11 protein-coding genes are annotated in these 11772 nt (G+C 70.1%); all 11 read right to left on the reverse strand.

Going from position 1 to position 11772, the window contains the following annotated elements:
• Positions 1–103: 103 nt before the first annotated feature.
• Positions 104–1582 carry an aldehyde dehydrogenase gene (locus tag FHY06_RS05880; RefSeq protein ID WP_184603809.1) on the reverse strand — a complete coding sequence of 493 codons (1479 nt, stop codon included), beginning with the start codon at positions 1580–1582 and terminating at the stop codon, positions 104–106.
• Between the two features lie 14 nt (positions 1583–1596).
• The gene (locus FHY06_RS05885) at positions 1597–2406 is read right to left on the reverse strand and encodes an aspartate dehydrogenase (protein ID WP_184603811.1); all 810 of its coding nucleotides are present in this window, start codon (positions 2404–2406) and stop codon (positions 1597–1599) included.
• 14 nt (positions 2407–2420) lie between these two features.
• Positions 2421–4121, reverse strand: a complete 1701-nt coding sequence (locus tag FHY06_RS05890; RefSeq protein ID WP_184603813.1) for a thiamine pyrophosphate-binding protein — start codon at positions 4119–4121, stop codon at positions 2421–2423.
• On the reverse strand, positions 4114–4950 hold the full coding sequence (locus FHY06_RS05895) for an SDR family oxidoreductase (protein ID WP_184603814.1): 837 nt from the start codon (positions 4948–4950) through the stop codon (positions 4114–4116). The genes FHY06_RS05890 and FHY06_RS05895 overlap by 8 nt, the downstream gene beginning before the upstream one ends.
• A gap of 10 nt (positions 4951–4960) precedes the next feature.
• Positions 4961–5806 (reverse strand): IclR family transcriptional regulator, encoded by an 846-nt coding sequence (locus FHY06_RS05900; protein ID WP_019652119.1) that lies wholly within the window; start codon positions 5804–5806, stop codon positions 4961–4963.
• A gap of 40 nt (positions 5807–5846) precedes the next feature.
• The gene (locus FHY06_RS05905) at positions 5847–6704 is read right to left on the reverse strand and encodes an alpha/beta fold hydrolase (RefSeq protein ID WP_184603816.1); all 858 of its coding nucleotides are present in this window, start codon (positions 6702–6704) and stop codon (positions 5847–5849) included.
• A gap of 113 nt (positions 6705–6817) precedes the next feature.
• Positions 6818–7366 carry a cupin domain-containing protein gene (locus FHY06_RS05910; protein ID WP_184603818.1) on the reverse strand — a complete coding sequence of 183 codons (549 nt, stop codon included), beginning with the start codon at positions 7364–7366 and terminating at the stop codon, positions 6818–6820.
• Between the two features lie 45 nt (positions 7367–7411).
• Positions 7412–8227 carry an SDR family oxidoreductase gene (locus tag FHY06_RS05915; protein ID WP_132751337.1) on the reverse strand — a complete coding sequence of 272 codons (816 nt, stop codon included), beginning with the start codon at positions 8225–8227 and terminating at the stop codon, positions 7412–7414.
• Positions 8228–8258: 31 nt separating this feature from the next.
• Complete coding sequence (locus FHY06_RS05920) at positions 8259–9242, reverse strand: Bug family tripartite tricarboxylate transporter substrate binding protein (RefSeq protein WP_184603820.1); 984 nt, start codon at positions 9240–9242, stop codon at positions 8259–8261.
• A gap of 178 nt (positions 9243–9420) precedes the next feature.
• Positions 9421–10680 carry a D-amino acid dehydrogenase gene (locus FHY06_RS05925; RefSeq protein WP_184603822.1) on the reverse strand — a complete coding sequence of 420 codons (1260 nt, stop codon included), beginning with the start codon at positions 10678–10680 and terminating at the stop codon, positions 9421–9423.
• A gap of 51 nt (positions 10681–10731) precedes the next feature.
• Positions 10732–11748, reverse strand: a complete 1017-nt coding sequence (locus tag FHY06_RS05930; RefSeq protein ID WP_019652113.1) for a 2-dehydropantoate 2-reductase — start codon at positions 11746–11748, stop codon at positions 10732–10734.
• Positions 11749–11772: the final 24 nt, after the last annotated feature.

Genomic DNA, 11772 nt, shown 5'->3' on the forward strand with positions numbered 1-11772 from the left:
TCGTTCCAGGAATACCGCGGAACCGGCTTTGCCGGGCCGCAGGTATCGCCCCCCGCAAGGGGGTTGGCGCAGCGACACGAAGTGCGCGAAGCCCCGGGGGTTTTCATGGTGCTGCCCAAGGCAGAGGCTGGTCATTGGTGCCCCAGTACATGCTCTTCTGCTCCATGTACTGGAAGATGCCTTCGCGGCCCTTCTCGCGGCCCAGGCCGCTGTCGCGCCAGCCGCCGAAGGGCGTGGACACCGAGAACTGCTTGTAGGTGTTGACCCAGACCGTGCCGGCCTGCACCGCGCGCCCCAGCTTCCAGGCACGCTTGAAGTCGCGGCTCCACACGCCGGCCGCCAGCGCGTAGACGCTGTCGTTGGCCTGCGCGATCAGTTCTTCCTCGCTGTCGAAGGGCATGGCGACCAGCACCGGGCCGAAGATCTCTTCCTGGCTGATGCGGGCGCCGTTTGTCAGGCCCTCGATGATGGTCGGCTTGTAGAAGTAGCCGCGGTCATAGCCGTCGCCGTGCGGGCGTACGCCGCCCGTGCGAATCCTGCCGCCTTCGGAAACGCCGAGCTCCACGTAGCGCTCGATGCCCTCGCGGTGCTTCGCGGTGATGAGCGGACCCATCTGCGTGCGCTCCGAAGCCGGATCGCCCACGCGCAGCGCGTTGGCGCCTTCGGCCAGCCGGGTGAGGAACTCGTCGTAGATGCCGCGCGCCACGAACAGGCGCGAACCCGCGATGCACGACTCGCCCGACGAGCTGAAGATGCCGTAGAGCACGCCGTTCACCGCGTGGTCGAGATCGGCATCGTCCAGCACCATGGTCGGCGACTTGCCGCCGAGCTCCAGCGACACCGGCATCATCTTGTCGGCCGCGATGTGGGCGATGTGCCTGCCGGTGGTGGTGCCGCCGGTGAACGACACGCGCTTGATCAGCGGATGCTTGGTGATCGCGTCGCCGATCACCGAGCCCCTGCCCGGCAGCACGCTGACGATGCCCTTGGGCACGCCGGCCTTCTCGCAGATGCGCGCCAGCTCCAGCGCCATCAGCGGCGTGACCTCGGCGGGCTTCACCACCACGGCGTTGCCCGCGGCCAGCGCGGGCGCCAGCTTCTGCGCCTCGCTGGCGATGGGCGAGTTCCACGGCGTGATGGCGGCGACCACGCCCATGGGCTCGTGCACGCTCATCGTGACGAAGGCGCCGCGCGACGGCGTGATGGTTTCCTCCAGCGTCTCCAGCGCCGCAGCGAAGAACTGGAAGGTGCCTGCGGCGCTGGCCACGAGGTTGCGGGTCTCGTTGATCGGCTTGCCGTTGTCCAGGCGCTGCTTCTGCGCGAGCGATTCGGCCTCTTCGCGGATCAGTTGCGCCACGCGATGCAGCACGGCCGCGCGCTCGTGGGGCAGGCGCTGCGCCCAGCCACTGGTTCGGAAGGCGCGGTCTGCGCCCGCGATGGCTTCCTCGACGTCGGCCAGGCTCGCGGCCCGCAGGCGCGCGATGGGCTCGCCGGTGGCCGGGTAGAGGCTTTCGTAGACGTCGCCGCCACCCAGGCGCCATTCGCCGGCGATGCAGATCGGAAGGAGTTCGGAGGAGATCATGGAAGACGGCGGATTCAGATGGCGAGCGCGGCCACGCGGTTGCGCAGCGCGCGCACGGCGCTGTAGACGGTGAGCGCGGATGTCTTGGGGTTGGCCGCCAGCGGCTTGTTGCGCATGGTCAGCTCGAAGCTGCCGAAGGCGCCCTCGGCCTCGACGGTGTGCACGTTCTCGGCGGTGGCCGGGTCGGCGATGAGGCGCACCATCGTCCTGTCCAGCCCAAGCCCCGCGAGCGAGACGGTGGCCGCGACGTTGGCGTTCTTCGGATAGAGCAAGGCCGCTTCGCGCGCGCTGCCTTCGAAGATCACGGTTTCATGCGCCAGCGCGCCCAGGTCGCGGCCCTGCTCGGCCGGCGTGCCCTTCCAGGCCAGCGGCGGCTTGCGGCCGGTGTAGCGCACGCTGTCGAGGCCGCCGATGCGGGCGGCAGCGAGCGCGTCGATGGCGCCGATGGCGCCGGGAATCAGCTGCACCTGCGTGCTGCCGGCAACCGCCGCGGCTTCGAGCTTCTCCGCAAGGCCGGTGGCCGACAGCGCGCCGACCGAGGCGACCACGCAGGGCAGGCCTCGCGCCAGCGCGGGCAGCACGTGCTGCTCGATGGCGGCATGGCCTGCGGTCTCGACCACGAGGTCGATGCCGTCGGCGGGCACCGCGCTGCCCACCTGCGCGTCGGGTGCAGCCTTCTGCGCAGCGGCGATGGCGTCGGCGGGCACGACGACAGCCACCACCTTCAGCGCGGGATCGCCGTGGAGCAGTTGCAGCACCGAGGTGCCGATCGCTCCGCAGCCGACGAGTGCGATGCGCGTTGGCGTGGGCGTTGACGTGGGCATGGAATGGCCCTCCCTCACTTGCCCACCGTGCCGAGCGCCGGGATCTGCGTGACCGTGTTGGTCGGCGGGCCGGCGAAGGTGGTCTTGAAGCTGCCGATCGAGAGCATGTCGATCTCAAGCAGGAACGGGCCCTCGGCCGCCAGCGCCTCGCCGATGCGGGCGGGCAGCTCGGCCAGGTCCTGCACGCGGGCATGCGGCAGCGCGATCGACTTGCACAGCAGGTCGTAATCGGGCGTGTGCAGCTCGGCGTAGCACTGGCGGCCGCCGTACTGCGCGTCCTGGATGTTCTTGATGACGCCGTAGCTCTTGTCGTTCATGAGCACGATCACCATCGGCGCCTTCTCCTGCACCATGCAGGCCAGCTCGCCCAGGTTCAGGATGAAGCCGCCGTCGCCGGCCAGGCAGAAAGTCTTGCGGCCCGATCCCGTCACCGCCGCGCCGATGGCCGCGCCGATGGCCATCGGCATGCCCTGGCCGATGCCACCGCCCGTGGCGTGCACGCCGGCGCTCGGTTCGAAGACGCGCAGCTCGCGATTGCCCCAGGTGCTGTTGGAGACGGTCACGTCGCGCACCCAGTTGAAGTTGCGCCCGGCCGCCGACTGGAGCTGGCGCACGAGTTCGGCGTACGGGCCGAGGCCGTCGCGCAGCCCCGCAACCGCCTGGTCGTGCGCGGCGCGCAGGTCGACCAGCAGCTGCGGGTCGGCCTTGTACCTGGCGGCTTCGAGGCGGTCGGCCAGGCCTTCGAGGGCCAGCGCGGAATCGCCGCAGACGAAGGCTTCGGACGCGTAGCAGCGGCCTTCGGCGGCGGCGTCGACGTCGATGCGGTAAAGCGGGCGGGGCAGCTTCAGCTCGTACTTGAGCGTCTCGTTGCCGCGCAGGCGCGAACCGACCACGAGCATCGCGTCGCAGGTCTGGTAGAGGGCCTCGACCGGCTTCTGGATGTTGTAGGCGCCGAGCGAACCGGCGTCGTCCTCGGGCACCGTGCCGCGACCCTGCGTCGTCGTGACGACACCGAAGCCGAGTTTCTGCAGGCGCTGGATGGCGGCGCGGGCATGGCGGGCACCGCCGCCGACCCACAGCATCGGGCGCCTTGCAACAGCGAGGCGCGCGGCCAGCGCGTCGAGTGCGGCGGCCGACGGCACGGCGCGCTCGATGGGCAGCGGCGACAGGTCGGCCGGCATCGTGGTCAGCGCCGACTGGATGTCGATCGGGATCTCGACGCTGACAGGGCCGGTCGGCGCCGTCAGCGCGAGCTGCACCGCGCGCTTGAGCGTGCCGAGCACCGTCTCGACGCTGCGCACGCGCAGCGCGGCCTTCGACACGGCCTTGAGCATGGTGAGCTGGTCGGGCGCCTCGTGGATGTACGACATGCCCTTGTCGAGGTACGGCGTCTCGATCTGCCCGGTGATGTGCAGCAGCGGCGCGCCGGCCGTCAGGGCCTCGACCATGCTGCCCGCGATGTTGCCCGCGGCAGGCCCGGTGCTGGTGATGCACACGCCCAGGCTGGCGGTGGAGCGTGCGTAGGCGTCTGCCATGTTGCCCGCGCCGGCTTCTCCGCGCGCCGAGATGAAACGCACCGTGCCGCGCTGCGCGAAGGCATCGAGGATCGGCATGTTGTGGATCGAGATCACGCCGAAGGCCGCCTTGACGCCGCACTGTTCGAGAAAGGCGGCGACGACGGCGCCGACGGTGACGGTGTTGTTGGGGTTATGCATGGCGTGACAGGCCTCCGGAAATGTCGATGTGGCTGCCCGTCGTGTACGACGCGAGGGGCGAAGCGAGGAAAAGGATCGCGCGCGCGGCTTCGGTCGGAAGCCCCAGGCGACCCAGCGGGATGTGCTTGTTCTTCGCGAGCTGGCCGCTCCAGGCGGCCCAGTCGAGCGACTTGTCTTCGCGCGCCTCGAAGCGGCGGCGCCACTGGCCCGACTCCACCAGGCCGATCAGGATGCCGTTGACGCGCACGCCCTGCGGCGCGAATTCGGTCGCCATGGAACGCACGAGGTTCAGCAGGCCGGCGCGCGCGGCCGAGGTGGCGACCATGTGCGGCTCGGGCTGGCGCGCCAGCAGCGAGTTGGCGCAGACGATGGCGGCATCGCCCAGCACCGCACGCTGTGCCGCGAGCTGCGGCAGGAAGGCGCGCGTGGGGTTGATGACGGAGAAGAATTTCAGGTTCAGCTCTTCGGTCCAGGCCTCGTCGTCGGTGTTCGCGAAAGTCGAGACCCTGCCCTGCCCCGCGTTGTTGACCAGCATCGAGGCCGGGCCGAGCGCGGCTTCGCTGGCGGCGGCGAAAGCGCGCACCGAGGAGGCATCGAGCACGTCGCAAGGCTGAGCGAAGAGCTTCGCGTCCGGGAACTGACTGCGCAGGCCGGCCACGGCGCCGTCGAGCCGCTCGGCATTGCGGCCGCACAGCGCGACGGCGGCGCCGCAGCCCAGCAGCAGCTCGACGGTGGCCAGGCCGATGCCCGACGAGCCGCCCGTGACCACGGCCACGCGGCCGGCCAGCGCATCGGCGGCGAAGAAGGAAGGAAGAGCCTGGTCTGTCATGGTTTCAGGGTCATGCGGAGCGCAGCGGCACCACCTTGGCGGTGCGCGCGGGCGAGTAATTGAGCAGGCCGGAGATCTCGTCGGCCGTGCCGCGCACGCGCTGCACCATCTCGTCGATGCGGCTTTCCTCGATGTGGCTGGCGGTGACGGTGGCGCCCAGGGCGGCGACGATGTGGCCGCTGTGGTCGCGCACCGGCGCGGCGATGCTGGAGATGTTCGATTCGAAGAAGCCCTCGCCCAGCACGTAGCCGCGCTGGCGGTCGGCCTGCACCATGTCGAAGAGTTCGTTCACGGTCTTGGGCGTGCTCGGCGAGAAGGTCTCGAGCTTGTCTTCGGGGTAGAGCGCGCGCAGCTGCGGCAACGTGAGGTCTTCGAGCAGGATGCGGCCCAGCACCGTGGCATGGGCCGGCAGCCGCGTGCCCACGGTGACCGAGCTCGCGAAGGGCGTGGGCGGCGCGACCTTGGCGACGTAGACGATGGAGCGGCCGTCGCGCACCACCAGGTTGCAGGGTGTGCGCAGCTCGTCGCACAGGCGGTTGAGCAGCGGCGTGCCCAGCTGGGTGAGCTCCAGCGAGGCGAGGTATTCGAAGCCCAGGCGCAGCACGGCCAGGCCCAGGCGGTAGTCGCGACCGCCCTCGGTGCGCTCGAGAAAACCCATGTTCTCCAGCGTGGTGAGCAGGCGGAAGACGGTCGAGCGCGGCAGATCGAAGCGGCGCGCCAGTTCAGGCGCCGAGAGCGTGCGGCTTTCGCGGCTGAACTCGCACAGCACGCGCAGTCCGCGCTCCAGCGCGGGCACGTTGTAGCGGTCGGCGCCCTCTTCAATCGCTTCGTTGCCGTCGTTGTTGTTGTTGGCCATGCCAGTGGTTCCTTCCTCGGATGTCTCTGTGTGGTTGCGGTCAGCCGGCGAGCGATTCGCGCAGCAGCTTGGCGACGGCCTGTGGTTGCTCCACATAGCCGGCGTGGCCCGCATCCTCCACCAATTCGAGCGGCACTCCGCACTGGCGCGCGACTTCTTCGCAGGCCGACGGCGGCGTGACCACGTCGAGCGCGCCGCAGGCCACGCGCACCTGCATGGGCGGCGGCAGGTCGGCCAGAAGGTCGGCGTTGCACAGCAGCTCGACCGCCTGGCGGTAGCCGCGGTCGTTCAGCCGGGCCATGTTCCAGCGCACCCACTGGCGGGCGTGCTCGGAGGCGTTGTCGGAAACCAGCCGGGCCGAACGCTTCGCGGCCATGCCTGCGATGCCGAGTTCGTCGAGCGTGGCGAGGCGCTCGGCGCGGACCCTGGCGCGGGCTTCCGCACGAGACGCCGCGCCGTAGCCGACGGCCGGGCTGACCAGCACCAGCCGGCGGATGCGCGCATCGCTGCGCGCGGCCGAGGCGGCGGTGATGGCACCGAGCGAATGGCCGACCAGCACGCAGGAATCGATCTCCAGCGCATCGAGCAAGGCGCCCAGGCGCGCCGCGTAGTCGGCAGCGGTCGGCGCACCGGCCTCGAGCGGCGTGGAGCTTCCGTAACCGGGCGCATCCCAGGCAATCACGCGGGCCTGCGATGCGAGCAGCGCGGCGGTGTCGATCCACGATGCCGCGCCCGAGCCGATGCCGTGCAGGCACACGATGGCCGCGCCCCGCCCGCACTCGCGCACCGACACCACCGCGCCGCCGCCGACCGCGACATCGCGCGCCGGAAAGCGGGCGTCGAGCCGTGCCAGCTCGGAGGCCGGCAGGAGCGCATCAGGATGGGCAGCGTGGTTCATGGGCTGAGGGTCTTTTTTCGGGAATACCGCGGAACCGGCCTTGCCGGGCCGGAGGTACTGCCCCTGCAAGGGGGCGGCGGCCGCGCGGAGTGGGCGGGCCTGAGGGGTTCGCCTTATCGCTTGATCTTGGCGAGGGGGTGATCGGCCGGGTACGTCGGGGTCACCGGCTTCTTCGCGCCGAGCATCACGCACATCAGCGCGTCCTCGTCGCCGATGTTGATCTCCTCGCGGTACACGCCGGGCGGCACCGAGATCAGGTCGCGGTCGGTCATGATGGTCTCGAAGCGCTCGCCGTCCTTCTCGATCACCACCTTGAGCTTGCCGCGGATCAGGAAGAACACCTCCTCCACGTCGGTGTGCAGGTGCGGCGGGCCTTCGTGGCCGGCGGGGATCACCATGGTCGAGAAGGTGAAGTGCTCGGCGGGCACGGTGTTGACGTCGGCGGCGACGCCGGTGCCGCCGGTGCCCACGTAGCGCATCTGGGCTCGGCGGTACTTGGGGTCGAAGTCGGCCTGGAACTTCAGCGCGTCCCAGTCGTACTTGCGGGTCTCGTAGCGGGCGATGCGGGTGTTCATCCACTCCGCGAGGCTGCTGCCTTCGGGCCGGGCCAGCGTGCTGGTGGCCGCGGGGTTGATCTTCTGCTGTTCGGACAGGTCGCTCATCGGGTTGACTCCTTGGTCGGAAAAATCAGGTGCGTGGGTTCGCTCTCAGTGCATCGCGAAGCCGCCGTTGACGGCCAGCAGCTGGCCCGTCACGAAGCGCGCGAGCCCCGAGAGAAGGAAGACGGTGGCGCCGCACACGTCGGCGGCCTGCTGCTCGCGCGGGATGGCGCGGCCTTCGAGGTACTTCTGGTGGCGCGCCATCGGCACGTATTCGGTGGCCTCCACCAGCGTGAGGCCGGGCGCCACGGCGTTGACGGTGATGTCGTCGCCGCCCCACTCGCGCGCCAGCGAGCGCGTCATGGAAATGACCGCGCCCTTGCTCGACGCATAGGCCAGCAGGTTGGGCGCGCCCCACAGCGCGGTGTCGGAGGCGAGGTTGACGATCGCGCCGCGGCCGCTTTCGGCCAGCGCGGCGCGGCAGGCGCGGCCCATGAGCCAGCTGCCGCGCACGTTGACGTTCATCACGCGGTCCCACACGTCGATCTCGAGCTGGTGCGCGTCGCGGCCGCCGGAGTTGGTGATGGCGGCGTTGTTGACGAGACCGTCGAGGCCGCCGAGCAGGCGGATGGCTTCGTCGGCGCAGGCCACCACGGAGCCCGGGTTGGCCAGGTCGACCGGCAGCGCATGGGCGTTGCGGCCCGCTTCGCGCAGCGCCTTCGCCTCGGTCTCGGCCAGTTCGCCGAGGATGTCGGCCAGCACCACGCTCGCGCCCGCGGCGGCGATGCATTGCGCGAAGGCGAGGCCCAGGCCGCGCGCGCCGCCGGTCACGAGCACGCGGCGGCCGGCCAGCAGGTTGGCGGGCATCTCGGCGAGCAGCGCCTGCAGGCTCGAGGGGTCGGCGATGGCTTTGAGTTCGGTCATGGAAATGAGGTGCGTGGGTCGGTCGTGCGGATCAGTCGGCCTGGATGCCGAGCTCCTTGATGACCTTGCCGAATCGCGCGTAGTCGGCGGCGTTGGTCTTGCCGAGCACGTCGGCGTCGCCTCCCACGGGCGTGGTGCCGAGCACGGCCATGCGCGAGACGATCTCGGGCATCTTCAGGATCTCGTTGAAGTGGCCGTTGAGCGTCTTCACGATCTCAGGCGGCAGGTTGCGCGGGCCCCAGAGGCCGTTCCAGGCGGTCACCTCGACGTCCTTGTAGCCCTGCTCGGCCAGCGTGGGCACGTTCGGCGCGAGCGGCGAGCGCTGGGCCGAGGCCACGGCCAGAGGGCGCAGCTTGCCGCCGGCGAGGTACGGCGCCACCGGCCCCAGTGTGACGAAGGTGACCGGCACGTGGCCGCCCAGCACGTCGTTGATGGCCGGTGCCACGCCCTTGTATGGAACGTGCGCAAGGCTGGCTCCGGATGCGCGGGCGAACATTTCACCCAGGATGTGCATCGGCGATCCGCTGCCCGGGCTCGCGTAGCTCAGCGACTTGCCGCCCTTGGCCGCAGCCACGGCGTCCTTCAGCGTGGAGAGGCCGCTGTTGCCGCCGGCCACCAGGAACAGCGGCTGGCTGCCCGTCTGCACGATCGGCGTGAAGCCGTTCAGCACGTCGTAGCCCGAGCCGTTGGTCTTGAGCACCAGCTGCGCGATCGAGAAGGTGCTGGGCGCGAGCAGCAGCGTGTAGCCGTCGGGCGCGGCCTTCGACACATAGGCGCTGCCGATGATGCCGCTGGCGCCGGGGCGGTTGTCCACCAGCACGGTCTGGCCGACGCGCGCCGACAGCTTCTCCGCGAACAGGCGCGCCAGCGCGTCGGTGTCGCCGCCGGCCGGATAGGCGACGACCAGCGTGATCTGCTTGGCCGGGTAGCCGTCGGCTGCCCAGGCGAGTCCGGAGGCGAAAGCGGCGGCCATGGAAATGGCGGCGGCGATGGCATGGCGGCGTGTCGATTTCATCGTGTCCGTCTGATCGAGGTTTGTTTCACTAAAGAAACAACGATTTATTAATGGAACGCCACGAAGAATATCGAAGAAGACAACTTCATGACTAAGGGAAAACCCGTATTCCTGTATCGCAACGAAAACAGGGCGGCCTTTGGGGGCCGCCCTGTTTGGATTGAGAGAGAACGAGGCCTCAGCCGCCGTAGCGCGCCACGGTGAGGCCTTCCATGTCGATCGCAGGCGCCCTGCCCTCGATCAGGTCGGCCATCACCCGACCGGTGCCCGCCGCCATGGTCCAGCCGAGCGTGCCGTGGCCGGTGCTCAGCATCAGGTTGGGAACGCGGGTGGCGCCGATCACCGGCGTGCCGTCGGGCGTCATGGGACGCAGGCCGGTCCAGAAGGAGGCGTCGCGCACGTTGCCGCCTCGCGGGAAGAGATCGGTCACGACGTGTTCGAGCGTGTCGCGCCGCCGCTCGTTGAGCCGCAGGTCGAAGCCCGAGAGCTGCGCCGTACCGCCCACGCGAATGCGGTCGCCCAGGCGCGTGACCGCGACCTTGAAGGTCTCGTCCATCACGGTGGATTCGGGCGCGCCACCCGCATCGGTGATCGGCACCGTGATCGAGAAGCCCTTGACCGGATACACCGGCAGCCGGATGCCCAGCGGCCTGACCAGCGCCGGCGAGTAGCTGCCGAGTGCGACGACATAGCGCTCGGCGGTGAAGCTGCCCGCGTCGGTGCGCACAGCCGTCACGCCCCTGGCCGCGTCGTGCTCGAGAGCCTGGATGTTCACGCCGAACCGGAACTTCACGCCCTCGGCCTCGGCCAGCTTCGCCAGCGCCTGCGTGAACTTGAAGCAGTCGCCGGTCTCGTCGCCCGGCAGCCGCAGGCCGCCGACGAACTTGCCCTTCACCGCCGCGAGCGCCGGCTCGTACTGCACGCAGCCTTCGCGGTCGAGCAGCTGGTAGGGCACGCCGGAGGCCTGCAGCACTTCGACGTCCTTCGAGGTGCCGTCGAGCTGCTGCTGCGTGCGAAAGAGCTGCAGCGTGCCCTGCATGCGCTCGTCGTAGGCGATGCCGGTGTCCGCGCGCAGCGCCTTCAGGCAATCGCGGCTGTACTCGGCGAGCCGCACCATGCGGCTCTTGTTGACCTCATAGCGCGCCTGCGTGCAGTTGCGCAGCATCGAGAGGCCCCAGCGCCACATGGCCGGATCGAGCATCGGCTTGATGACCAGCGGGCTGTGCTGCATCAGCATCCACTTGATCGCCTTGACCGGCACGCCGGGCCCGGCCCAGGGTGCCGAATAGCCGGGCGACACCTCGCCCGCATTGGCGAAGCTGGTTTCGAGCGCCGGCGCCGGCTGGCGCTCCAGCACCGTCACCTCGTGCCCGGCGCGCGCCAGGTAGTAAGCGATCGAGGTGCCGATGACACCGCTGCCGAGAATCAGGACCTGCATCAGAACAACCCCTTGAAACTGCCGAGATGCAGCCGAGGGTACAGGCCCCGGCTACAGGCCCAGCGCGTCCTGCAATTGCCGTGCCGTCCAGCGCTTCGGCTGCTGCGGCCAGGCTTCGAGCAGCGAAACCATGCGCGAATTGCGCGGCGCGCTCAGGCCGTGCTCGCGGGCGAGGCGCACCACCTCGCCGCTGAGCGCGTCGATCTCGGTGCGGCGGCCCAGCGCGAGGTCGTCGGCCATGCTGGAGCGCGCCTTGGCGTCGATGCGCAGCATGCGCGCCGCGACGATGCGGAAGATCCAGTCGGGCAGCCGCAGCAGGCCGGCCAGCCGGTGCGCCGGCACCGCCGCGACCTGCGCGGGCGCGATGCCCGCAACCTTGAGGACGCCCAGGGCCTCGTCGATCAGCGAAGCGAAGCAGCGGCGGTAGCCGCGCTGCATCAGCTCCTCGCGCAGCGGCAGGCCCGAGAGCGCGTTGACGGGGTTGTTGAGGTTGAGCATCAGCTTGCCCCACTGCACGGGCAGCAGGTCGGCATGCAGGTCGAGCGGCACGCCGGCGCGCTCGAACACCGGGACCCAGGGGCGCAGCACGGCGTCGTCTTCCGCGGCCAGACGGCCGCCGGTGCCGCGGTGGAAGGCGCCCGGGCCGATCTCGGCGACGTTGTAGGGAACCATGCCGGCGCGCACGTTGAGCGAAGGGCCGGTCTGCGCGGCCGCCGCGCAGTTGGAGATGCCGTTCTGCAGCGAGATCACCGCCGTGCCCGCCGGCAGCGAGAAGGCCAGTTCGCCCGCGGCCTCGGCCGTGGCGCCGCTCTTCACGCACAGCAGCACCAGGGCGGGCTTCGCACCGGCGGGCACCTGCCCGCAAAGGCGCAGCGAATCGGCAGGCAGCGTGCGCTTCGCGCCGTCGATGTCGGTGAGCGTCAGGCCGTGCCTGGCGAGCTTCTCGAGCACGCGCGGACGGCCGACGAAGGTGACGGGCACGCCTGCGGCCGCGAGGCTGCCGCCGATGAAGCACCCGATGGTGCCCGCCCCCATCACAAGCACTTCACCGGGGATCGCTTCTGGCATGGGTGGCGTGCTCGTTCCGGTGAT

The organism is Variovorax atrisoli (assembly GCF_014195185.1).
Classification (GTDB): domain Bacteria; phylum Pseudomonadota; class Gammaproteobacteria; order Burkholderiales; family Burkholderiaceae_C; genus Variovorax; species Variovorax atrisoli.